The 24039-nt window shown below is 68.6% G+C and carries 20 protein-coding genes; 7 read left to right on the forward strand and 13 right to left on the reverse strand.

The window, feature by feature from the left end:
- The first annotated feature begins 11 nt into the window (after positions 1-11).
- The 3 genes from ACWF7A_RS12050 to ACWF7A_RS12060 are packed head-to-tail and all read left to right on the forward strand — an operon-like array spanning position 12 to position 3711.
- Positions 12-1532: a dynamin family protein gene (locus ACWF7A_RS12050; RefSeq protein ID WP_452250450.1), complete on the forward strand. Its 1521-nt coding sequence runs from the start codon at positions 12-14 to the stop codon at positions 1530-1532.
- Positions 1529-1894 (forward strand): nucleotide exchange factor GrpE, encoded by a 366-nt coding sequence (gene grpE / locus ACWF7A_RS12055; RefSeq protein ID WP_452250451.1) that lies wholly within the window; start codon positions 1529-1531, stop codon positions 1892-1894. Before ACWF7A_RS12050 ends, grpE begins: the two co-directional genes overlap by 4 nt.
- A complete protein-coding gene (locus ACWF7A_RS12060; RefSeq protein ID WP_452250452.1) occupies positions 1891-3711 on the forward strand; it encodes a dynamin family protein in 1821 nt (606 codons plus the stop codon). Before grpE ends, ACWF7A_RS12060 begins: the two co-directional genes overlap by 4 nt.
- On the opposite strand, the gene ACWF7A_RS12065 is transcribed toward ACWF7A_RS12060, so the two are convergent.
- Positions 3708-4091 carry an Imm32 family immunity protein gene (locus ACWF7A_RS12065; protein WP_452250453.1) on the reverse strand — a complete coding sequence of 128 codons (384 nt, stop codon included), beginning with the start codon at positions 4089-4091 and terminating at the stop codon, positions 3708-3710. The genes ACWF7A_RS12060 and ACWF7A_RS12065 overlap by 4 nt on opposite strands.
- A gap of 96 nt (positions 4092-4187) precedes the next feature.
- Here ACWF7A_RS12065 and ACWF7A_RS12070 point away from each other — a divergent pair, with 96 nt between their 5' ends.
- The 3 genes from ACWF7A_RS12070 to ACWF7A_RS12080 all read left to right on the forward strand — a co-directional run bounded on the left by ACWF7A_RS12070 (position 4188) and on the right by ACWF7A_RS12080 (position 7281).
- On the forward strand, positions 4188-4874 hold the full coding sequence (locus ACWF7A_RS12070; RefSeq protein WP_452250454.1) for a hypothetical protein: 687 nt from the start codon (positions 4188-4190) through the stop codon (positions 4872-4874).
- Positions 4875-5185: 311 nt separating this feature from the next.
- A complete protein-coding gene (locus ACWF7A_RS12075; protein WP_452250455.1) occupies positions 5186-6997 on the forward strand; it encodes a phosphoenolpyruvate carboxykinase (GTP) in 1812 nt (603 codons plus the stop codon).
- Between the two features lie 74 nt (positions 6998-7071).
- Positions 7072-7281 (forward strand): hypothetical protein, encoded by a 210-nt coding sequence (locus tag ACWF7A_RS12080; RefSeq protein WP_452250456.1) that lies wholly within the window; start codon positions 7072-7074, stop codon positions 7279-7281.
- Positions 7282-7567: 286 nt separating this feature from the next.
- Here ACWF7A_RS12080 and ACWF7A_RS12085 read toward each other — a convergent pair whose 3' ends face one another.
- From ACWF7A_RS12085 to ACWF7A_RS12105, 5 genes are all read right to left on the reverse strand, one after another.
- Positions 7568-8410 (reverse strand): septum formation family protein, encoded by an 843-nt coding sequence (locus ACWF7A_RS12085; protein WP_452250457.1) that lies wholly within the window; start codon positions 8408-8410, stop codon positions 7568-7570.
- On the reverse strand, positions 8407-9654 hold the full coding sequence (locus ACWF7A_RS12090; protein ID WP_452250458.1) for a hypothetical protein: 1248 nt from the start codon (positions 9652-9654) through the stop codon (positions 8407-8409). Before ACWF7A_RS12090 ends, ACWF7A_RS12085 begins: the two co-directional genes overlap by 4 nt.
- Before the next feature lie 71 nt (positions 9655-9725).
- Entirely contained in the window at positions 9726-11360 is a 1635-nt protein-coding gene (gene mctP, locus ACWF7A_RS12095) for a monocarboxylate uptake permease MctP (protein WP_452250459.1), read from the reverse strand.
- Positions 11360-11626, reverse strand: a complete 267-nt coding sequence (locus ACWF7A_RS12100; RefSeq protein ID WP_189157431.1) for a DUF3311 domain-containing protein — start codon at positions 11624-11626, stop codon at positions 11360-11362. Before ACWF7A_RS12100 ends, mctP begins: the two co-directional genes overlap by 1 nt.
- Before the next feature lie 105 nt (positions 11627-11731).
- Positions 11732-12418, reverse strand: coding sequence for a GntR family transcriptional regulator (locus ACWF7A_RS12105; RefSeq protein ID WP_452250460.1), 687 nt, complete (start codon positions 12416-12418; stop codon positions 11732-11734).
- A gap of 97 nt (positions 12419-12515) precedes the next feature.
- Here ACWF7A_RS12105 and ACWF7A_RS12110 point away from each other — a divergent pair, with 97 nt between their 5' ends.
- On the forward strand, positions 12516-13295 hold the full coding sequence (locus ACWF7A_RS12110) for a LamB/YcsF family protein (protein ID WP_452250461.1): 780 nt from the start codon (positions 12516-12518) through the stop codon (positions 13293-13295).
- Between the two features lie 7 nt (positions 13296-13302).
- On the opposite strand, the gene ACWF7A_RS12115 is transcribed toward ACWF7A_RS12110, so the two are convergent.
- The 7 genes from ACWF7A_RS12115 to ACWF7A_RS12145 form a co-directional block, all read right to left on the reverse strand.
- Positions 13303-14202, reverse strand: a complete 900-nt coding sequence (locus ACWF7A_RS12115; RefSeq protein ID WP_452250462.1) for an ROK family protein — start codon at positions 14200-14202, stop codon at positions 13303-13305.
- Positions 14203-14213: 11 nt separating this feature from the next.
- On the reverse strand, positions 14214-16382 hold the full coding sequence (locus ACWF7A_RS12120; protein ID WP_452250463.1) for an NEW3 domain-containing protein: 2169 nt from the start codon (positions 16380-16382) through the stop codon (positions 14214-14216).
- A 57-nt stretch (positions 16383-16439) separates the two neighbouring features.
- On the reverse strand, positions 16440-18548 hold the full coding sequence (locus ACWF7A_RS12125; RefSeq protein ID WP_452250464.1) for a hypothetical protein: 2109 nt from the start codon (positions 18546-18548) through the stop codon (positions 16440-16442).
- 12 nt (positions 18549-18560) lie between these two features.
- On the reverse strand, positions 18561-19328 hold the full coding sequence (locus tag ACWF7A_RS12130) for an amino acid ABC transporter ATP-binding protein (protein ID WP_452250465.1): 768 nt from the start codon (positions 19326-19328) through the stop codon (positions 18561-18563).
- Positions 19325-20122, reverse strand: coding sequence for an amino acid ABC transporter permease (locus tag ACWF7A_RS12135; RefSeq protein ID WP_452250466.1), 798 nt, complete (start codon positions 20120-20122; stop codon positions 19325-19327). The genes ACWF7A_RS12130 and ACWF7A_RS12135 overlap by 4 nt, the downstream gene beginning before the upstream one ends.
- Before the next feature lie 73 nt (positions 20123-20195).
- Complete coding sequence (locus ACWF7A_RS12140) at positions 20196-21014, reverse strand: ABC transporter substrate-binding protein (RefSeq protein WP_452250467.1); 819 nt, start codon at positions 21012-21014, stop codon at positions 20196-20198.
- A 241-nt stretch (positions 21015-21255) separates the two neighbouring features.
- Positions 21256-23910, reverse strand: a complete 2655-nt coding sequence (locus ACWF7A_RS12145; protein WP_452250468.1) for an MGH1-like glycoside hydrolase domain-containing protein — start codon at positions 23908-23910, stop codon at positions 21256-21258.
- Positions 23911-24039 lie beyond the last annotated feature (129 nt).

Here is a 24039-nt window from a genome sequence, read left to right on the forward strand (position 1 = left end):
GCACACAAACCGTGGCACGATCAGTGCTCGTGACGGCGTTGCAGGGACAACAGCTGGCCGGTCCGCTGTGTGCGGCCGTGGCCAATTTGTGCGTTGCCCTGCAGTCGCAGGTCTCTCCGCAGACCGCCGCCGGTTTCCAGGAGGTGCTGCGCCGGCTGCACGCCCCGTTGCAGGTCGCGGTAGCCGGCCGGATCAAGTCCGGCAAGTCGACGTTGGTCAACGCGTTGATCGGACGCCGGGTCGCGCCCACCGACATCGGTGAGTGCACCCGGCTCGTGACGCGCTACCAGTACGGCACGGTCGACCGCATCGAAGTCGTGCTGCGGGACGGCAGACGGCAGGTGCTGCCGTTCGACGCCAACGGCATGATCCCCGCTTCACTTGGCGTTGCAGGCGTTTCGCACATCGAGGCGTACCTGACGAACGCCGTGCTGCGCGACATCACCGTCATCGACACGCCTGGCCTCGGTTCGCTGGACGCGGATTCGGTCGCCCGCACCGAGGAACTGCTGGATCCCGTGTCGCGTAACGCGGTCGCGGGTGCCGAGGCCGTTCTCTACGTCGTGACGCAGGGCGTGCGCGCGGACGACCACTCGACGCTGGCCGCCTTCTCCGCCGCGACCGCGTCCCGCGAGGCGGGGCCGGTCAACGCCATCGCCGCGTTGAACAAGGTCGACGCCGTCGCGCCGGAGACCGTCGAGGGCTCGGAGGGGGACGTCTGGCGGGCCGCGCAGATCCTCGCGGCGAAGCAGGCAGACCTGCTCAAGCCGCGGGTCGCGGACGTGCTGCCGGTGATCAGCCTGCTCGCCGAGTCCGCGGAGACCGGCGAGTTCACGTCTGCGGACGCGGAGGCGCTGCGGGCTCTGGCCGCCCTGGACGCGGACACCCGCACGATGATGCTGATGTCCGGCGACCTCTTCACGTCGTGGGAGTGCGACGTCGCGGCCGGTGTGCGCTCCCGGCTGCTGGAGAAGCTCGACCTCTACGGCATCGGCCAGGCGCTCCAGGCCCTCGACGCCGAACCCGCGCTGCCCGCCGGGGCGTTGCGGCGGGTGCTGTTCGACGCGTCCGGGTTCGCCGAGGTCCGCGCGCGGTTGGACGCGGTCTTCCGGGCCCGTGCCGACGGGATCAAGGCCGCCGCCGCGCTGGCCTCCGTCACGTCGCTGGCCTCGGCTGACGCCGGTGAACGGCAGCGCGTGCACGACGCGATCGAGGTCCTGCTGGCCCGGCCCGAGGCCCACCAGCTGCGGCTGCTGGAAGCGTTGACGCTGGTCTCGTCCGGCGCGGTCGTCCTGGCCCCGGACCTGACGGAGGAGGTGCTGCGCGTCGGGGGCACCCCGGACGTCGCCGCACGGCTGGGCATGCCGGGCAGACCGGGCGCCGAGCTGGTCGCGTTCGCGCTGGAACGGGCCGGGTGGTGGCGTTCGTTTGCCTCCTTCGGCGCGACTCCGGCGCAGGCTCGGGTGGCGCACGTCGTCCACCGGGCGTATTTCCTCATCTGGCAGCAACTACGTGCTGGGGGGCACCGATGAGCACGAACGGAACCGAACCCGCTGATCTGGCGTCGGACAACGGTGTGGAGACCATTGCCGACGAGCTGCTCGACCAGGCGCTGGCCGAGCGCCGCGCCCTGGTCCAGCTGTGCCTGTACGCGCTGGACCGCGCCAGTGCGGGTGTGGTCCAACGCATCGAGGAAGGTCTGTCGTCCATAGGCGTCACGGCGTGGCGGGCGGACGGTGAGCAGTTCGACCCGTCGCAGCACGAGGCCGGCGGCACCCTGCCGACCGACGACCTGTCGTTGCAGGGCAAGGTCGCCGAGACCGAGGTGCCGGGATTCAGCGACCGAGGCCGCGTGCTGCGGGCTCCGATCGTGACGGTCTACACGGCCCGATGAGCAACCTTTCGCAGACGGTCCGGCAGACGCGCGAACGCCTCACCTCTCTCGTGCGCGAGCTGGACCCGTCGATGGCCGACTGGGTGACGCGCCGGGCGGCACCCGAGGTGTCGTCGGTCGTGATCGTCGGCGAGACGAACCGGGGCAAGTCGTCGCTGGTCAACGCCCTGCTGTCGGCCCCGGGCCTCTCGCCGGTCGACGCCGACGTGGCCACCTCGACGTACCTCGTCTTCCAGCACGGCCCGGCCTGGGCGGCCCGTGCCTGCTACCCCGGCCTGCTCGCGCCCGTCGGCTTCCCGCTGCCCGCGCTGATCAACTGGGTCTCCGCCGCCCACGACCTGCCCGAGGGCGAGCTGCCCCCGCGCTACGTCGAGGTCGACGCCCCGATCCCGCTGCTCGAACGGATGTCCGTCGTGGACACTCCCGGGGTCGGCGGCCTGGAGTCCGTGCACGGCGAACTGGCGCTGGAGGCCGTCACCTCGGCCACGGCACTGATCTTCGTCGTGGACGCGTCGTCGCCGTTCACGCGCGGTGAGCTGGACTTCCTGAAGCGGGTCGGCGACCGGGTCGAGACCGTCGTCTTCGCCCTCACCAAGACCGACCAGTACCGGGGCTGGCGCCAGGTCCTCGACGCGAACCAGGCGCTGCTCGCCGAGCACGCCCCCCGTTTCGCCGACGCCACCTGGTACCCCGTGTCGTCCCGCATGTTCGGCATGGCCGCCCAGGCCCCGAACCCGGACGCGGCCTCCATGCTGCGCGAACGCTCCGGCATCTCCGCCCTGCAGACCGCGCTGCAGGAGCTCGTGACGGGCCGCGCCGGAATGCTGGCCGAGGCGAACGCCCTGCGCGCGCTGTCCACGGTGCTGGCAGAGCTGGAGATCCGCCTGGAGCACGAGAAGCGCGCTCTGTCCGTGGGCGAGGACGAGGCTGCACTACTGCGTGCCCGCCGAGAAGAGCTGCAGACCGAACGCCGATCATCGACCCGAGGCTGGCAGGTCAGGCTGCGCGGCGAGATCCAGCGAGCCCGCATCGAGAACTCCCACGAGATCTCCCGCCAGATGCGCGACCTGCAGACCTGGTACCGCCAGGCCATCGACGCGGCCGACCGCACCGCCCTGGCCGGGTTGCCGCAGCAGGTCGACACGGCACTGCAGGTCGTCTCCGCCCGCATCTCCACAGCCCTGTCCGTGCGCCTCTCCCAGGTCACCGACGCGGTGCTGGCCACCCTGTTCTCCGCCGAGGAGCTGACCCTGATCCGAGGTCAGTTCGCACGAGGCGAGCAACCCCCGGTCGTGTTGCGCCCCAAGGAGAAGCGCCCCCCGACGGCCGAGGACAAGCTGCTGGTGTTCATGGGCGTCTCCGGCGGCCTGGGCGCGGGCAAGCTCGCCGTCATGCCCCTGGCCGGCCTCGGCATCGCCGCGCTGAACCCGATCGTCCTGCCCGTCACCATCGCCCTGGGCCTCGGCGCGGGCTGGTGGATGGCCCGCACCCGCACCCACACGGCCGAGAAGCAGCACGTCAAGCAGTGGCTCTCCGACGCCATCGCCGACGCGCGCTCCACAGTGGACCAGCTGGCCGCCGAGCAGCTGATCGAGGCCGAGCAGGCCCTGTCGCTCGCGCTGGACGAGGCCCTGGCCAAGCGCATCGAGGCCATCGAGGCCGAACTGCGCGAGGTCGACCGCGCGTTGCGGATGGAGGCGGGCGAACGCGGCCGCGAACTGCAGGCGGCGACCCGTCAGCTGGCCGAGGTGGAGCAGGGCCGCTCGAAGGCCGAGGAACTGCTCGGCCGCATCCGCTCGGTGCGAGACCGCGCCTAGGCCACCCAGCTCACGACCAGCGGGTGTGAGTCCTCCGCGAGGTAGAAGTGGTCGGGGAAGTACTCGATGTGCACGTGGTAGCGGCCGTTGACGAGGTCGACCGGCCCGCGCAGGCTGTCCGCGAGAACGGCCAGCGACTCGGCACCACCTTCGACGACGAGCTCCTGATCGCTCACCAGCACCCTGACCAGCCCGTTCGACCGGCGTACGGTCAACCCCGCCAGCGCGGTGTCGTACGGCGCGGGGTCGTGCACCGCCGCCGCGATCCGGCCGGCGCCCGAGTCGATCAGGTCGGCGATCCGCTCGAAGCAGGCGGTGGTCGCCTCCAGCTCGCACTCGCTCGTTCGCGCCGAGTAGCTGATCTCGGGCAGATCGTTCACGACGTGCTCCCGGCTTGGCCGTTGTGGTTGGCGATGGAACCAAACCGGCATAACGTAGGTCATACCGGTACATGAGCAGGTAGGAGGTGTGTCCCGGTGTACATCGACGAGAACGGTGCGGCCGACGCCGAACTGAAGGTCACCGTCGAGGATGAGGAGTACACCGCCGACGTCACCTTCGACCTCGACCACGACGGCGTGAACGACTCCGCCGTCGTCGAGACGGATGACGGTGGCCATCTCGCGTTCACCGACACGAACGGCGACGGTGACGCCGATCTGATGAGCACGTTCGACAAGGACGGCAATCTCCTGAGCCAGGCCCGGTTCGAGGAGAATTCCGGTGAGTGGGTCGCCGTCGACCCGAACGACTCGCAGCAGGAAAAGACGAATTCGTCTCCCACTCAGGCGATTGTCGTGGACACCGACGAGGGTGAACGAAACGTCGGGCAGGCCACCGAGGACACCGACGGAGACGGCAAGGCCGACACCGCGGTCGTCCGGGACGACGCCGGCGACACGTGGTTGTTCACGGACAAGAACGGCGACGGCAAGGCCGACGTGGCGACCGAGATCACACGATCCGGCGAGGTCACGATGTCGGAGCACCGCGGCGACGACTGGGTCGAGGTCGAGCACGGGCACATCGAGGCCGACGGCCGGTACGTGACGGACTCGAAGAGCGGCATTCTGGACGAGTCGGACGACTGGCTCGAGGAAGAACGGTTCGACGGAGTCGTCCGAATCGATTCCACAACGGGGCAGTGGATCAGCCCGAACTGATCCCAGAACTGAAGCGCAGGTCACAGGCCCCGGTGTGGTGAGAACCGCACCGGGGCCTCTTGTGTTTTTCCCACCTCAAGCCGGCCTTAACGCCGTCCGAGTGCTGAATCGATTCCAGAATCGGTTTTGTGAGGGAAGCGACAGGCTGGGGGTGCTTTACCTGCCATTCACCGGGCTAACCTCGGTCCATCCCCTTCCACGTACGCCCGGCCCCACCGGGCGTCGTGAGCTATTCCCGAGGACGACGAAGTCCTGCACCGGACCACCACGTGCTCGGGTTGCCGAGGCGTTCAGTCAGGAGACGAGACGAGATGACGGCAGTGACCATTCCCGGTCTCGAACACGCACCTACCAACCACGCGCGTCTGCTCGCATGGGTTCAGGAAGTCGCTGAGCTGACCTGCCCCGATGAGGTTGTTTGGGCTGACGGGTCTCAGGGCGAATGGGACCGTCTCACGAAGAAGCTCGTCGACGCCGGCACGTTCGTGCCGCTCAAGAAGAAGCCGAACTCGTTCTGGGCGGCCTCGGACCCGACGGACGTCGCGCGCGTGGAGGAGCGGACCTACATCTGCTCCGTGCGCGAGGAGGACTCGGGCCCGACGAACAACTGGATGGACCCTTCAGAGATGAAGGCCATCATGACCGAGCTCTACCGGGGCTGCATGCGTGGCCGCACGATGTACGTCATCCCGTTCTGCATGGGCCCGCTGGACGCGGAGAAGCCGATGCTCGGTGTCGAGATCACCGACTCGGAGTACGTCGTCGTCTCCATGCACATCATGACCCGCATGGGCACCAAGGCTCTCGCGCTGTTCGGTGAGGACGCGCCGTTCGTCCCCGCGCTGCACTCGCTCGGTGCTCCGCTGGAGCCCGGCCAGGAAGACGTGCAGTGGCCGTGCAACACGACCAAGTACATCTCGCACTTCCCGGAGACCCGCGAGATCTGGAGCTTCGGCTCCGGCTACGGCGGCAACGCCCTGCTCGGCAAGAAGTGCTACTCGCTGCGCATCGCCTCGGCCATGGCGCGCGACGAGGGCTGGCTCGCCGAGCACATGCTGATCCTCAAGCTCACCTCGCCGGAGAACAAGGCGTACTACATCGCCGCCGCGTTCCCGTCGGCCTGTGGCAAGACGAACCTCGCCATGCTGGAGCCGACCATCCCCGGCTGGAAGGTCGAGACGCTCGGCGACGACATCGCCTGGATGCGTTTCGGTGAGGACGGCCGCCTGTACGCGGTGAACCCGGAGAACGGCTTCTTCGGCGTCGCCCCCGGCACCGACTACCACACCAACCCGAACGCGATGCGCACCATCGCCAAGGGCAACTCGCTGTTCACGAACGTCGCGCTGACCGACGACGGCGACATCTGGTGGGAGGGCATGGGCGAGCCCCCGGCCCACCTCACCTCGTGGAAGCACCAGGACTGGACGCCGGACAGCGAGGAGCTCAGCTCGCACCCGAACTCCCGTTACTGCACGCCGATCGAGCAGTGCGACATCAAGGCGCCGGAGTGGGAGGACCCGAACGGCGTCCCGATCTCGGCGATCTTCTTCGGTGGCCGTCGCGCCACGACGATCCCGCTGGTCACCGAGTCGCGCGACTGGCAGCACGGCACCTTCATGGGCGCCACGCTGTCGTCCGAGACCACGGCCGCCGCGGTCGGCAAGACCGGCGTCGTCCGCCGCGACCCGATGGCGATGCTGCCCTTCATCGGCTACAACGCCGGTGACTACTTCCAGCACTGGGTCGACCTCGGCAAGCGCGCCGACGCCGACAAGCTGCCGAAGATCTTCTACGTCAACTGGTTCCGTCGCGGCGACGACAAGCGCTTCCTGTGGCCCGGGTTCGGCGAGAACTCGCGCGTGCTGAAGTGGGCCATCGAGCGCATCGAGGGCAAGGCCGCCGCTGTCGAGACCCCCATCGGCTACGTGCCGACCGCGGCCGACCTCGACCTCGAGGGCCTGGACGGCTCGCGTGAGGACATCGACGCCTCGCTGGAGTTCGACGCCGACGAGTGGCGTGCCGAGATCCCGCTGGTCGAGGAGTGGTTCGAGAAGATCGGCGAGAAGGTCCCGACCACGCTCCGCGACGAGCTGGCGGCCCTGAAGCAGCGCCTGGGCTAGTAGCCCGAGGTGTTTTGAAGCCCCATCGGTCAACGGCGACCGGTGGGGCTTCTTTTTGAGGTACTACTGGTCGGGTGACTCAGGACGACTTCCCCGGCGGGCTGCACTTCGACGGTTCGACGCGTGATGTGGAGGTCGGTCCGACTACGGGCATCGTGCGCTACTACCCGGTCCCGCCCGCTCCGCCGGCCCGCACGCCGTGGTGGCGCTTCGCGGTGGTGTTCCTCGCCGGTCTAGCCGTCGGCGGGGTGGCCGGCGTGGCCCTGTGCAGCAATTTTCTCTGAGTCCGCGCAGCTCATCATCCACATGAGACGAAGTTGTCCACAGGTGTGGACTGCTTTGTGCACATGTTGTGGATAGCTGTGGACAAGCCTGGGGACTTCTCCCCAGGGCGTCGAAATGGTCTTGCTCCAGGAATGAACCTGGCCCCTTCCGGGAACGTCCTAGGTATGTGATGGCGGTCACAAAGATCGTCAACCGAGGCGGAGAGGGAGGTGTGCCGTGGGAGTCGCAGGAGTCGCGATGCTGGTGCTGTCCCTGGCTGCCGTGGTGATGGTCGTGATCGCCGGATCAGTTCGGGAGCGGGTTGTCCCGGATGCCGAGGAGGGTGCCGTTGAAGGTCTTGGTGGCCTCCGCGTAGCAGACGGCGTTGGTCCATCCCTCTGACCAGGCCTGGGAGCCGGGGTTCCGCCACGCGGGGAACACGTCCGAGCGCTTGGTCGAGCCCAGGTAGTCGTGCACGGCCTTGGTGCACTTGTCGTTCGCGATCGAGTTCATCTGCTCCTTGGACGGAGCCGGGTCGGTCGACTTGCCGAGCGACACGACGCCACCGGGCACCGCCTCCGCCATGTGCGCGGCGGTGCAGGCGACGACCTTGACCTCCTGGTCCTTCGACGGCGAACCCTGCGTGCAGGTCTGGAAGGTGCCGAAGCCGCTGCCCTTCAGCGCGTCCTTCACGGAACCCTTGCGCGCCAGCGGCTTCTCGTCCGGGCTGATCTCGACGACGGTGCACAGCCGCCAGCGCTGGCCGTCCTTCCAGCCCTGCTCGTTCGGCCAGAACGCCCAGACCCGCAGGCGCGTCGAGTCCGAGTCGCCGCTGCCCAGGTACTCGCTGAGCGTCTGGCGGCACGGCGGGAGCGCGGCCTTGCGCAGCGCCTGCGTGTCCGGGTAGGTCGTGGGCAGGCCGGTGAGCTCACCGACGCTCATGACCTCGGCCTCGTGCGATTCGGTGCACTGCAGCACCTTCAGCTCGTAGGCGTTCATGCACTGCCCCGATTTGGGCAGCGTCGGCGCGGAGGCGGAGGCAGTGGACGGCATCGGTCCGGGGACCGCCTGACCACCCACCTGGATCGCGCACGCGGACAGGGTCAACGCGCTCAGGACAATTGCCACCGCCAGCCGCACACGAGTCACACCACAGAGACTAGGGCCTTGACCTGATCGGCGATGTCCCGACGCTGCTTTTCGAAGGCCGGATCGGTCAGCGCGGCCGGGTCGGCGGGCTGCCCGAGCACCGGCGTGTGGAGATGTCCGCCGAGGACGTTCGTTGCGCCGTAACCGGTTCGCAGCCTGTTGGCGCGGTACATGCTCTCGTTGGAGAGGTAGTCACCGCCGCCACCGGACGCGGCGATCCTGCCCGGCGTCGGCTGGTCGGTGCGGCACGACTGCTGCGAACCGACGACGACCCACTCGCAGAAGGCCGGGTTGTAGTTCACCGCGAACGGGCCGGTGCCCGCGTCGATCATCTTCTGGAACGGCAGCGAGGTCTCGATGAACTCGGTCGTCGGCTGCGGCCAGCCCGCCGCGTTCGGGACGCTGCCGTACGAGCTGACGTTGTTGTTGTCCGCGAAGCCGCCGCGCCAGCGCGCCGCCCACCGTTCGACGTCGAACCGGCCGGGCCTGCCCTGGCTGATCGTCACGAACGCGTCGGGCTTCTGCTGCAACGCCGAGCCGTAGAACCGTTCGACGACACCCTCGTCGAACCCGCCCCACAGCACGGGAAGCACCGCCGCCTGCAGCACGACCTTGCCGGTCGGCGTGGAGATCTCACGACCGTCGAGCTGCAACGCGGCGGCGCCGGCCGGGTTGGCGCGGCGCACGTTCACGCCGGTGAGCTGGAACGGGTCGAAGCCGGTGACGGCGACCTTGCGCACGCCGGGCCTGCTGGGGAACGCCGAGTCGCTCAGGCCCCGCGAGGCCCAGTCGAACTTCTGGATGAGCGTCGCGCGGTCGGCCGGTGAGACCGCGAACCGAGGCTTCCACTGGCGCAGCGCGGAGCTGAGCTGCAGCCGTGCCCAGTAGAGCGGGCGGTCGTCGTACGCGTCGTGCGCCAGAGGCGTTGTGCTCTGCGCGCGGGCGACGGCGGCCTTCCACAGCGCGTTGCCTTCGCGTTCCACGAACTGCTGCGCCTGCTTCGGCGCGACCTGGCGGCAGAGCTTGGCGGTGAAGTCAGTGACGCGGCCGTCGAACCCGGCCAGCTCCACCAGTGACGGGCCGACGGCAGGGCCACCCGTGACCAGCGTGTCGTCGAGCCGCTGCTCCTCGACGGTGAGCGCAACGGTGGTGTCGTAGCAGTTCGCGTCCTGCGCGTGGGCGACGGCGGGACTCAGGGTGAGGGCGAGTGCGGTCAGTCCGACCAGTCCGGCGATGGTTTTCACGTGATCGATCCTCAACGCAAAGGGCCACCCGCCGTAACCGACAGGTGGCCCATAGTGTTGCGGACTTCGTCTCAGTGGGCAGCGATGGGCTTGACCCTCGGGTTGTCCTCGTCGACGTGGTAGTCCGACGGGTCGGTCTGGTCCGTGCCGTTGAACCACTTGGCCTTCTTGGCGATCAGCGTGACGACCACCGCGACCAGGAGGTTGACGAACAGCGCGACGATGCCGACGTAGATCTGCGTCGTCGAGCCGCCGAAGGGATGCCATCCGAAGATCGAGATGTTGCCCAGCGGCAGCGCGGACCCGGCGAAGTGCGCCTTGTTGATGGCCGGGTTGCCGATGTTGTAGAGCAGCCACATGCCGTAGCCCATGCCCGCGACCCAGCCGGCGACCAGGGCGTACACGTGGAACCAGCGCGTGTAGAGCGCGATCGCGACCGCCGGCAGCGTCTGCAGGATCATCACGCCGCCCATGAGCTGCAGGTCGATCGAGAACTGCGGGTCGACGAACACGATGAACGCGACGGCGCCGAACTTCACCACCAGGCTGGCGAGCTTGGCCTGCTTGGCCTCCTCCGCCGGAGTGGCGTTCTTCTTCATGTACTCCTTGTAGACGTTGCGCGTCCACAGGTTCGCCGCCGCGATCGACATGATCGCCGCCGGCACCAGCGCGCCGATGCCGATGGCCGCGAACGCGATGCCCGCGAACCACGACGGGAAGTTCGCGCCGAAGAGCTCGGGCACGATCGTGTTGGTGTCGGGACGGCCGGTCGCCTGGTTGACGATCGGCTTGGTGCCCGCACTGATCGCGACGAAGCCCAGCAGTGCCAGCAGACCCAGCAGCAGCGAGTACGCCGGCAGCGCGACCATGTTGCGCTTGATGACGTTGCGGCCGCGGCTCGCGAGGATGCCGGTCAGCGAGTGCGGGTAGAGGAACAGCGCGAGCGCGGACCCGAGTGCCAGCGTGGCGTACTGCAGCTGGTTCGTGCCGGTCAGCAGGATGCCGTCGGTCTTGCTGGGCGTCGCGTCGAACTTGGCCTGCGCGTCGTTGAAGATCTCGCCCCAGCCGCCGAACTTCGACGGCAGGTAGATGATCGCCACGAGGATCACCAGGTAGATCAGGATGTCCTTGACGAACGCGATCAGCGCCGGCGCCCGCAGGCCCGACTGGTAGGTGTAGAGCGCGAGGATCAGGAACGCGACGAACAGCGGCAGGTGGCCGAGGATGCCGGAACCGTTGAGCCCCATGGACCGCAGCACGGCCTCGAGGCCGACGAGCTGCAGCGCGATGTAGGGCATGGTCGCGACGATGCCGGTGACCGCGATGATCAACGCCAGCCAGTGCGAGCCGTAGCGGCCCTTCACGAAGTCGGCGGGCGTGACGTACCCGTGCACGCGGCTGACCGACCACATCCGCACCAGCGGCAGGAAGACCAGCGGGTACAGGATGATCGTGTACGGCAGGGCGTAGAAGCCGAGAGCGCCCGCGCCGAACATCAGCGCCGGCACCGCGACGAAGGTGTACGCGGTGTAGAGGTCGCCACCGACCAGGAACCACGTGATCCAGCTGCCGAACTTCCTACCGCCGAGGCCCCACTCGTCGAGGTGTTCGAGGGTGTCGCCCTTCTGCCATCGCGCGGCCAGGAAGCCCATGACCGTGACGAGCAGGAAGAGAGCGCTGAAAACGATCAGCTCGGTCCACTGCATCAGTTCGCTCCCTCGTCCAGGTCGTCAACGCCGAGCTTGTCCGGCTTGCCGGTGACCACGGGCTCGTCCTTGGTCTTGACGTAGACGAGGCCGACGCACACGACGCCGAGCGGGACGAACAGGAACTGGTACCAGTAGAAGAACGGCAACCCGAAGATCCTGGGTTCGTCCATGTTGAACCACGGCGTGATGAGCATGAACAGCGGAAGTATCAGCAGCAGGTTCCAGTTGCTCCAGCGCAAGCCGGTCTTGTGATCCGACGGCATGGTGGCCCTCCGTGTACGCGGTGTTGCGCGGATGTTAGGCCTGCTCGACGGAGTCGTCAGCTACGTGATCGCAATCGTTGCCTTCGACTTAACGTTCTCTTTGGACTAATCCGCCAGGAGACGGCTGACGAGGTCCTTTTCGGCGGCGTCGAAGTACTCGTCGAGCTGCTGGACGGCCTGGTCGACCGTGCCGTTGTTCAACAGTTCAACGATCCTGCGATTCCACGGCAGGTACGTCTGGTGGAAGGCGTCGACCTCGTGCGCGACGCGGAACGCGAGCATGAGCTCGGCGAAGAGGCGGTCGGACTCGTCGCTCAGGCGGGTGCTGCCGGCGAGGCCGACGATGCCGCGGTGGAACTGGATGTTCGCGCTGCCGGTCTTGCTGAAGTCGTTCTTCTCGGCGCGTGCCACGGCCTGGCGGACCGGTGCCCGCACGGCCTCCCGCTGCGCGTCGGTGACGTCGTTCCAGAGCCGGAGCGAGCCGCACTCGATCACCCGGCGCGCGGCGTAGAGGTCGCGGACGTCGGCGCCGGTCGGGCGGCGGACGAAGACCCCGCGGCTGTGCTCGTGGACCAGGATCCGGTCGCGGGTGAGCAGCCGGAACGCCTCGCGGAGCGTGTTGCGGCTGACGCCGAGGGCCCCGCCGATCGCTTCCTCGCTCAGACGCAGGCCCGGCTCCAGCTCACCGTCGAGCACCCGCTCGCGCAGCATGTCGGCGACCTTCTGCGCGGTGCTCGCGCGCTCCAGATCAGCCTTGTTCTGGGCCAGCGTCGACACCCACGTCTCGGTCACCTCGGCAGTCTATTTGCAGGATCGTTCTATTGCACTATCGTAGAATCGTTCAACAATCCCACAATCCAACAGGCGCGCCACGAGGGGGAGGACGGCCATGGACGTGAACGCGGACCTGGGTGAGGGCTTCGGCCACTGGACCCTGGGAGACGACAAGGCGCTGCTGGCCGTCGTGACCAGCGCGAACATCGCCTGCGGCTACCACGCGGGCGACGCCGACACGATGCGGGAGACCTGCGTCCAGGCCGCAGCGGCAGGCGTGGCGATAGGCGCCCACGTCGGCTACCGAGACCTACCGGGCTTCGGCCGCCGCTTCATCGACGTGGCCCCGGACACCCTGACCAACGAGGTCCTGGCCCAACTGGGCGCCCTGGCGACGTTCGCGCGAGCGGCAGGCACCCGGCTCTCGTACGTGAAACCGCACGGCGCCCTCTACAACGCCCTCGTCCGCCACGAGGCCCAGGCGGACGCCGTGGTGGACGCGGTCCGCCTCTTCGACCCCACCCTCGCAGTCCTGGGCCCACCAGGAGCGGTCTGGCTGAAACGAGCCTCGGTGGCGGGCCTGCGGATCTGGCACGAGGCCTTCGCGGACCGCGCCTACACCTCGTCGGGCACCCTGGTCCCCCGCTCGGAACCAGGAGCGGTGCTGCGCGACCCGGCGGAGATTGCGGCCCGCTGCGTGCAGCTGGCGACGGAGGGCTGGCTGCGCAGCGTCTCGGGCCGCCCGGTCCGCATCCAGGCGGACTCGATCTGCGTCCACGGCGACACCCCGAACGCCGTGGAGGTGGCCAGGGCCGTCCGCGCGGCCCTGGAGGCGGCAGGCATCACAGTGGCCCGAGTGGAGTCCCCGCTCCGCCACACCCGCCAAGCGGTCTGACCGCCGATCAGACGGTCTGCCGCACCAGGGCCGCCGCCCCCACCAGCCCGGCCTCCCCACCCAGCTCGGCGGCCCGGACCTCCAGCCCGTCCAGGTAGGACAACCCGGCGTGCGCCGTCAAAGCCCGCCGAACCGGTTCGAACAACAGCTCCCCGGCCTGAGCCACGCCACCTCCGACCACGGCCAGCTCCAGGTCGCACACCGCGGCCGCCCCGGCGATGGCCACCCCGACCGCCCGCCCGGCCCGCTCGAACGCCACCAGCGGAATCTCCTCACCGGACAGCGCGGCCGCGGCCAGCAGAGCAGCGTCCGCGTCATCCGGCGCCTGCCACCCGGCCCGCCGGGCCCAGGCCACCATCCGCGGACCGCTGGCCACGGTCTCCACGCACCCACGCCCGCCACACGTGCAGGGCAGCCCTTCCGGCTCCACCACGACGTGCCCGATGTGCCCCGCGTTGCCGGTACGTCCGCCGAACGGCCGCCCGTCCAGCACCAGCCCGCCCCCGACACCGGTCGACACGACCAGCCCGACCATGAACCTGCTGCCCTGCCCGGCACCACGCCAGTGCTCGCCGAGCGCCATGCACACGCCGTCGCCCGCGAGCTCGACCGGCACGGCCGGGAACAGCGACGCCACCGACTCGCGCAGCGGGAACGCCCGCCACGAGGGCACGTTGATCGGGGAGACGGTGCCGGCCACGGCGTCCACCGGACCCGCCGACGCGATGCCCACGCCCGCGACGGCCGAGTCCTGGACCACCGACGAGATCACCGAAACCACGGCGTCCCAAGGGTTCGCGGACGGCGTCGGCACGCGTGCGGAGCGCACCACGGCGCCGAAGGGGTCCACCAGGGCGGCGGCGATCTTGGTGCCGCCGAAGTCCAGTGCCAGCACCAGATCAGTCACGGTGAGCCAGCTTAACCAGCCACTTCGAGGCGGATGGGCGCAGTGGTCCGCACCAGGTCACCCGCGGTCACGCGCACCACGGCGGGCCACGTGCCCGGGGTGGCCCAGGCGGGTGCGGAGAGCGTGAAGTCGAGCGGCAGGCGGCCCTGTGCCGGTAGCGACCCGCCCACGCAGAACGGGCCGGCGACCTCCCACGACGAACGCGGCGACAGCAGACGGGCCTGAACCGGTAGGTCGCCGTGGGCGCCGGAGGCCACGACCACTCGCACCGGAGACGACTCGCCAGGCCGCACCGACACGTGAGAAGGCGTCGACGCCACCCACAGCACCTCGACCGGGTCGTCGGCGTCCCACTCGGGGACGGTCAGCAGCGCCACGTCGTACACCTCGAACGGCAGACCCTCCACCGTCGCGCGCACCGGGTGGCAGCCCGGCGTGCGCGGCGCCTCCAGCCGCACCTCGGCCGACACGTGACCACCGGCCGGCAGCGACACCGGCAGTTCCGTCCACGACGCCGTCCAGCCCTCGGGCAGCGAGAGCCGGACGAGGCCGGAGAACTCCGGGCCGTCCGACACCGCCACCACACGCAGCCGGGTCGGACCGAGCACCTCCAGGTGGACGTTCGCCGCAAGTCCGCCCAACGGCGCCGGCTCGTGCAGCCAGTAGCGCGCGAACACCGGGGTCACCGCAGGTGAGACGGGCCCGAGCGGCGGACCGGCCAACGCCGGCCGCGCCTCCACGGAGGGCAGCGTGCCGCTGGCGGGCGATCGGGAACCGACCACGGCGTGCAGCGACGACGGGCCGAGGTGGTCGACCTCGTGCCACAGCGTGAAGGTCGTGGAGCCGACCATCCGCTCGCCGACCTCGCTGTGCCACACGCTGATCGGCCCGACCAGACGAGGTGCCTCCATCGCAGGACCGTCGACGGCGACGAGGGAGGCGATCGGGTCGTACGACAGGACGTAGTGAGTGGACGCGATCTCGGTGCCGAAGCCGCGCTGCCAGCCGTGATCGACATCGTCCTCGACCAGTTCGTACGTGCGCCACCCGCGTGCGGGCACATCGCGCGCCAGGAACGTCACGGTCACGCCGTCCACCAACGTCGGCAGCACGGCACCGTCGAACTCCACGTGCACGTTGCGCTCCACCGGCAGATGCACGGACACGACGTCGGTACAGGCCGAAGACAGCGGGTTCCACACGACCACCGACGAGTCCACAGAGGACGTCAACGCCTCCAAGGACCGCGAAATGATCTCGGACCGCAGGTCGAAGGCCTCTCGCGGGTGCGCCAGAGCAGCGCGGGAGAGAGCGGCGGCCGGGAACGACGCCCCGGTGAGCCGAGCCGCGTGCGACGCGAACACAGCAGCAGGCGAGTCGTCCAGAGGAGCAGAAGGCACGGGCACAGAGCCGCGCACGTAGTAGTCGCGCGGCAACGAGCAGACGATCCGCGGCCACGTGTAGCGCGCGCTCCAGTCGTGATGGATCGCCGTCACCCACGGGTTCGGAGCGTCACGGGCGGCACCGACCGGCAGCATCACGTGCGGTGCGAGAGCTCTGGACCGCAGCTCCAGGAACGACGAGTACACCGACCGCTCGGCCTCACCGAGCGACGAGGCAGCGAGCGACGGCCCGGCCGGCAGCGACGACAGCACCGGCGTCACACCGACCACATTGGACTCCGACCCGACCACCTCGACGCGGCCCTCGGAGATCAGCCGCAGCAGCGACGAGCGGTGCTGCGGGAACATGTCCCAGTACGGCTGCAACAGCTCCACGGACGTCACCGCGAACCGGTACGCGGGATCGGTCAGCGCCAGGTCCAGGTGTGCCCGCAGCGCGTCGAACGGCGCATCACCCGCGACGTGCCCGACGAGGTGCACCGTCCACCCCGGCGAGCCCACGACCAGCGAGAACGTGCACGACTCCTCGCCGGCGTCAGACCGCACGACGGCCTGGGCGGGCACCACGGCACCGGGCTGGTGCTCGGACACGTCCACCGCGAGCTCGTAGCCGAACGGCCCCAGCGCCAGCGATCCGCCGTGCCGCGGCGAGTGCAGCCCGGGCCCGGAGACGTGCGCGTGCACCGGCCCGGCCAACGTGGGCGAGGTCAACCGCACCACCTGCAGCAGCGCGGTCCGAGGTCCGACGAACAGTTCGGTGGACTCGGCGGCGATCACCGGACGATCGCACCACCATTCATCGGTGGGCGAAATCCCACGATGGTGGAGAAAAACCTAGCGCTTGAGCATCCGCGTCAGACCGGCCGCCACGGTCGTCGCCAGGATCCAGCCCGTCACGATCAGCCCCGACGCGATCCACTGCGACGCACCCGGCGTCTGCCAGCGGTTCTTGTTGCCGAAGTCGACGATCGGCACCACCAGGTCGATCGTGTAGAGCCACGCGTTCCACGGCAGGTGGTCGTCGTCGTTGATCTCGACCAGCGGTCCCTTGACCTGGAACCAGATGCTGCCGACGACCCACGCCGCGATCAGCCACCCCAGCGCCCGCGCCGGCCGGTAGCCGTAGCCGACCATCGACCGTTGCAGGAAGCTCCACAGCAGCACCAACGGGCCGAAGAACCGCATGCCCTCGGCGACCGCCTTGTACCGCAGGCGTTGCTTCTCGATCAGCACGGTCGAGGCGTGCTCCTCGTTGCCCGCCGAGGTCAGCATCTCGGCGAACTGGTCGTACGGGCGCGGGTGGTAGCTGCGCCGCATCGCCTGCCGCAGCCAGCGCAGCCGCCGCTGCACCTGGTCGTCGTCGCGCAGGTCGATCGGGTACGCGAGCGAGTCGTAGCGGAAGTCGTCGAGGTCGATGAAACCCGTGGTGTTCCAGAAGTTCTCGTTGTCGTCCAACGACGTGCAGCGCGCCTGCCGCAGCGTCACGAGACCCTTGGGCGGCGACACGACGTTGAGCATCAGCTCCTGCACCTGCATGCCCATGGCGTTCAACGCGTGGCTGTCGAGCTTGTAGCCGAGCACCGCGCCGTTGAAGTTCGCCATGCGGCCGATCACCGCGCGACGGCATCGCACGCCGCCGTGAGCGACGAACTCCTTGTCACCCCGCGCGCAGATGAGGTCGCGGCCGATCGTGGCACCGCCGATGTCGAGCGACGGCTTCTCACGCGGCTGGTGCCGGTACCTGCCCGGCTTGACCAACCGGCTGCCGCGCAGGTCGAGGTTCGCGCCGACGGTGATGCCGCGCAGCTCCAGGCCGCCGGACACCTCCGACTCGCGCACCACGAAGTTGCTGCCGATCTGGGAACGGTTGGCCAGCACGGCATCCGCGGCCGGATTGTCCACAGTGGCCCGTTCGATGGTGATGCTGCCGCGCACGTGGGTGTCGACCATCCGCAGCTGGCCCTTGATCTGCACGCCGCGCCCGACGACGTCACCGCCGATCTCCGCGCCGTCGACGTGCAACGCGCGGCCCGAGCCGGTCGGGTCGGTGCCGACGGAGGGCGGCGAGACCGCGTCCAGCACAGCCTCTGCCAGCGACAACGTGCCGCCGATCTTAGCGTTCACCGCGCGGATGGTGCCCTGGCTCGTGAACCCGCGATCGAGCTCCAGGTCGCCGGACACGTCCACGCGGTCGAGGAAGAGCGTCGCGGACGGGTCGGCGTGCGGGTCGCTGCTGTCCTTGAAGTCGGGCCCGCGCGAGAGCGTCGCGCCGCTGAACGACATCGTCGAACTGATGCGCGCGTTGGCGAGGAACACGACGCCGTGCGAGGTGAACGCGCCGAGGAAGTTGCCGCCGACCTGCATGCCGTTGCCGTTCAAAGTGAAGCCGTCGGCGTTCTCCAGCACGGCGCTGCCGAGGTTGACGTTGCCGCCGATGCGCGCGCCCGCGAACCGCACCTCGCCCTCGGTGACGATGCCGAACCCGAGCAACGCGCCCGCGACCGTCAGCCGGTCACCGTGCAGGCACAGCTCGCCGGGCACGCTGAACCTGGTGTCCCGCAACAGGACCGAGCCCGCGATCTCCGCGTCGGTGAGGTCGGTCAGGCCGGAGACGCGGCAGTCGAGCAACGAGACGTCGTTGCTGCTGCTCAGGTTCCGCGCCTCGAGACCGGGCAGGTCGCAGTCGGTGAACGAGATGCCGGCGAGGTTCGCCTGCCGCAGGTCCGGTGCCGCCTCGAACTGGCAGCGCTCGAACTCCAGCACGTACGGGACCTCGACCGCGCGCAGGTCGAGGACGTCGGTGACCACCCGGTCCACGACGCGGATGACGGGTGGGGTGCTCGGCTTGCGCCGAGGCAACCTCCACCCGCCACCACCAGAGTTGTCGTTCTCCCCCAACAGCCCCCGCAGCACGTCGGCCGCGGCGACCTTCCCCCTCGCCACAGACCTAGGTCCCTAGACCGGGTCGCTCGGGCCGTGGTGCGTCGGGTCGAGCACGCGGGCCAGGAACTCCTGGGTGCGCGTCTCCTGCGGGTTGCCGATCACCTCGGCCGCCGGGCCCTCCTCGACGATGTAGCCGCCGTCCATGAAGATCACCTTGTCGGCGACCTCGCGGGCGAACTGCATCTCGTGCGTCACGACCAGCATCGTCATGCCCTCGTCGGCGAGCCGGCGCATGACGCCGAGCACGTCACCGACGAGCTCGGGGTCGAGGGCCGAGGTCGGCTCGTCGAACAGCATCACGTCCGGGTCCATCGACAGCGCGCGGGCGATCGCCACGCGCTGCTGCTGGCCGCCGGAGAGCTGCGCCGGCATCGAGTTGGCCTTCTCCTTCAACCCCACGCGGTCGAGGTTGCGCAGGGCGATCTCCTGCGCCTCCTTCTCGCTGCGCTTGAGCACCTTGCGCTGCGCGACGGTGAGGTTGGCGAGGACGTTCAGGTGCGCGAACAGGTTGAACGACTGGAAGACCATGCCGATCTTCGTGCGCGCCAGGTCGATGTCGACGTCCAGGTCGGTCAGCTCGACACCGTTGACGACGATCTTGCCGGCGTTCGGCTCCTCGAGCAGGTTGACGCAGCGCAGCAACGTCGACTTGCCGGAACCCGACGGGCCGATGATGCAGACCACGTCGCCGCGGTTGACCGTGACGTCGATGCCCTTGAGGACGTCCAGCGAGCCGAACGACTTCTTCAGGCCGGTGATCTCGACACTGATCTCGCTCACAGGACGGACACCTTCTTCCCGCCGGAGCGGCGCTCCAGATACCGCGAAAGGTACCCGAGGGGCAACGTGATGATCAGGTAGCAGAGGCCGACCACGAGGATCGGGGTGAGAGACGGGCTGCGGCTCAGCGTCTCCCGGCCGAACTTGGTCAGCTCGTACTGGTCGCGCGCCAGTCCGATGATGTAGATCAGCGAGGAGTCCTTGGTCAGCAGGATCAGCTCGTTGGTCAGCGGCGGCAGGATGATCCGGAACGCCTGCGGGATCACGATGGTGATCATCGCGCGGCCCTGCGACATGCCGAGCGACCGGGCCGCCTCGACCTGTCCCTTGGGCACGGCCTGGATGCCGGCGCGGATCGTCTCGGCCATGTAGGCGGCACCGACGATGCCGAGCGCCAGCATGACCGTGGAGTAGATGTCGAACTGGATCTGGAACGCGAGCGGCACGCCGAACGCCAGGCCGATGAACACCAGCAGGGCCGGGATACCGCGGAAGAACTCGATGTAGATCGTCGCGATCCAACGGTACGGCGCGATCGACGAGAGCTTCATCAACGCGAGGACCAGGCCCAGCGCGAGGCCGAAGGCGAAGCCGAGCGCCGTGTAGATGAGGGTGTTCTTCAACGCGATGGTGATGACGTTGGGGAACATCTCCCCCATCGTCTTGAAGTTGAAGAACGCTGTGCGGATCTGTTCCCAGTCGGCGAGGAACGCGATCACGAGGGCGATCACGACGAGCAGCGAGTACTGCGAGTACCGGAAGTATTCGGCCCGCTTGCGCTTGGACAGCGCCATGTCTGGCTCCTAGCGGATGTGGTTCGGACGCGAACGGGGCGGCGTCGTCCGCCGCCCCGTCAGCTCGAGATCGCTACTTCTTCTCCGGCGCCTTGCCGAACCACTTCTTGTAGATCTCGTCGTACTTGCCGCTCTCCTTGGCCTTCTTCAGGACCTCGTTGACCTTGGTGGTCAGAGCGGTGTTGCCCTTCTTGATGCCGATGCCGTACTGCTCGTTCGTGTTGAACTCGGCGGAGACGACGGTGTCCGGGAACTCCTTGGCGTAGTCCAGGAGCACGCCGTTGTCGTTGATCGCGGCGTCGACGGCGCCGGTGCGCACGGCGGTCTCCATCAGCGGGAGGTCCTCGAACTGGATGACCTCGTAGCCGTTGGCGGCCTTGTTGTCGTTCGCGTAGATCTCGCCGGTGGTGTCCTGCTGGACGCCGATCTTCTTGCCCTTGAGGTCCGCCAGCGCCTTGATCGGAGAGTCCTTCTTGACCAGCAGCGCCTGCGTGGCCTCGAAGTACGGGTCGGAGAAGTCGATCGCCTGCTTGCGTTCTTCCTTGATCGTCATACCCGCCGCGGCGAGGTCACACTGGTTCGCGTTGAAGCTCGCACCAGACGTGATCGTCTCGAACTGGGTGTCGAAGATCTCCTGCTTCACCTTCAGCTCGTCAGCGATGAGGTCGACCAGGTCGACGTCGAAGCCGACGGTCTTGTCGCCGTCCGTGTACTGGAAGGGCTTGTAGGAAAGGTGCGTGCAGGTGACGAGCTTGCCTTCCTTGACAAGCTTGATGCCACCGTCGGTGGTGCCACCACCGCTGTTGGTGCTCGTCGCGCAACCGGCGAGCGCGGTCAGCGCTAGGGCCGCTGCGGGCAGCAGGGCGAGCACGTGCCTGGGTCGACGAGCCACTGCGTCACTCCTCGTAACTGTCGCGGACGAGTGAACGGGATCCTGCCACTCGGGTGACGTGGTGGACAGCACGTGCGTGTTACAGGCCACTGCCTTGCAATGATCCTGCGTCAAATCGCCTTGTTGATCGCAAAATCTTGCGCGGTTTGGTCCAGATCACACAACTTCTTCACGTATTGCACACGGATAATTACGATCCGCGAGTGTCTCCTTGATCAGGATTTGATCACGACGGTGCTGGTCAGCGTGTTCTTTCGGTCATCAGACCGGCCACCAGAGCGGTCCAGCCGGTCTGATGGGTCGCGCCGAGACCCTCACCCGTGTCCCCGTCGAAGTACTCGCTGAAGGTGACGTGCCTGCGCCAAAGCGGTGACTCGGAGGCCTCGATCCGCTTGCCGTCCGACGGCCGTCGCCCGTCGTGGTCGGGCAGGAACAGCCCGACGAGCCGGTCGCTCAGCTCGTCCGCGACCTGCCCCGCGGTGGCCCAGCGCCCGGAGTGCGTCGGCATCTCGACCTGGAACATGCCGTCGTGGAACGTGCAGACCGTGCGCAGCGCCTCCACCAGCAACGCGTTGGTGGGCAGCCAGATCGGGCCGCGCCAGTTCGAGTTGCCGCCGAACATCGGCGTGTGCGACTCGCCCGGCTCGTAGCCCATGCGGTGGTCCTGGCCCGCGACCTTGACCTCGAGGCCCTCGCGATGGGCGGCGCTGAGGCTGCGGATCCCGTGCGGCGACAGGAACTCCTGCTCGTCGAGCATCCGGTGCAGCACGCGCTTGAGCTTGGTCTCGTCCAGCAGCGACACGAACGCGCCGCGCTCGTAGTGGAACGTGATGAACTGCCGCAGCTCGGGCCGGCGCTTGAGCAGGTGGTCGAGGCGGCTCGTGAACCCCTGCAGCTCCTCGAGGACCCACGGTTCCAGCACCGCCGAGGCCAGCAACGGGATCAGGCCGACCATCGATCGCACGCGCACCGGCTCGGACTCGACACCGCCGTCGGGACGGCGCCGCGAGACCCGGTCGTAGCAGAAGCCGTCCTCGTCGTGCCAGATCCCGCCGCCGTGCGACCCGAAGTGCGTGAACGCCTCCGCGATCGACAGGAAGTGCTCGACGAACTTCGTCGCGACGTCCTCATAGGACTCGTCGTCGCGCGCCAGCTCCAGCGCGATCTGCATGAGGTGCAGGCTGTACGCGGCCATCCACGACGTGGCGTCGGACTGCTCCAGCCGCCACTCGCCGAGCATCGGCTCGGACCTGTTGACCGGCCCGATGTTGTCCATGCCGAGGAACCCGCCCTCGAACAGGTAGCTGCCGTCGGCGTCCTTGCGGTTGACCCACCACGAGAAGTTCAGCAGCAGCTTGTGGAAGATCTTCGCGAGGAACCCGCGGTCCCGGCTGCCGTCCGCGCGGTAGACCTGCAGCGCCGCCCACGCGTGCACCGGAGGGTTGACGTCGCCGAACTCCCACTCGTAGGCGGGAATCTGGCCGTTCGGGTGCATCATCCACTCACGGCAGAACAGCAGCAGCTGCTCCTTCGCGAACGCCGGGTCGACCAGCGTGAACGGGATCGTGTGGAACGCGAGGTCCCACGCCGCGAACCACGGGTACTCCCACTCGTCCGGCATCGAGATCACGTCGGCGACGTCGAGATGCCGCCAGTGCACGTTGCGCGCCTGGGGCGTCCGCCGTGAGCTGGGCGCCTCGGGCTTCGTCGGGTCACCGTCGAGCCAGTCGCGCGTGCGGAACCGGTAGTGCTGCTTCGTCCACATGAGACCTGCGAGCGCGCGCCGCAGCACGTGCTTCTCCTCGGGGCTCGTCTGCGGGGCGATGGCGTCGTGGAACTCGTCGGCCTCCCGCTTGCGGGCCGCCATGGTCTCCGCGAAGCTCGGCCCGAACGGGTCCAGGTGCCCGTCGCCGCTGATGAGCCGCAGCCGGATCGTCACCGTCTCGCCCGGCTCCACCGGGTCGAACGAGTACCAGGCACCGAACTTCGTGCCGGCCACTCCCGTCTCGTCCGGTCCGACGACCTGGCACGCGCTGGTGCTGCCGCGCACCACGTAGTCGCAGATGCCGTCCTTGGCCCACGGCGACGGGTTGCGCTCGGCCCCGAAGAGCGCGACCTCGTTGCTCTCGTTGTCCGTCATGAGCATCGACGGCCGGTCGTCCAGATGAAGCGTGTACCGGCCGAGGTTGCCGTGGTCAGCCGTGACCTTCCGTCCGGCCGTGGTGCTCGCGACGAGCTGACACGGCCGTTGGTCCCGCCCCCACGCCCACGTGTTGCGGAACCAGAGCTGCGGCAGCAGGTGCAACGGCGCGTCCTCGGGCCCGTGGTTCGTCGCGCTGATCTCGATGCAGATGTCGTCCGTCTCGGCCTTCGCGTACGTGACCTGGACGTCGAAGAACCGGTTCTCGTCGAGCACCCCGGTGTCGGACAGCTCGGGCTCGCGGTTCTCCCGTCCCGCGTTCCGCGCCATCTCCCGCAGCTGCTCGTACGGGAACTCGCGCTGCGGATACCGGTAGAGCACCTGCATCCAGGAGTGCGTGGGCGTCCCGTCGGTCACCCACCAGTGCTCCTTGACGTCCTCGCCGTGGTTGCCCTCTTCGTTGGCGAGGCCGAAGTACCGCTCCTTGAGGAACGGGTCCTTGCCGTTCCACAGGGCGACGGCGAAGTTCATGAACCCGTGCACGTCGCAGATGCCGGCGATGCCGTCCTCGCCCCAGCGGTAGGCGCGCGAACGGGCGTGGTCGAACGGGAACGAGGCCCACGCGTCACCTTCGGGCGAGTAGTCCTCGCGGACCGTGCCCCACTGGCGACCCGACAGGTACGGCCCCCACAGCCGCCACGGCGAGGTCGGGTTCTCCGACTCCGCGAGACGCGCCCGTTCCGCTTGTTCGCCCATCGGCCCAGTGTGGGATACGGGTTCGGACGGCTGGTCGGGCCCAGGTCTCGGTTGAGTCCTAGCTCACTCGACAGCGGCTGGAACGGTGACCTGAACGGCGCATTTCGATCGTGTCCGAACGAGCGCACG

It is taken from the genome of Lentzea sp. NPDC055074, assembly GCF_053608005.1.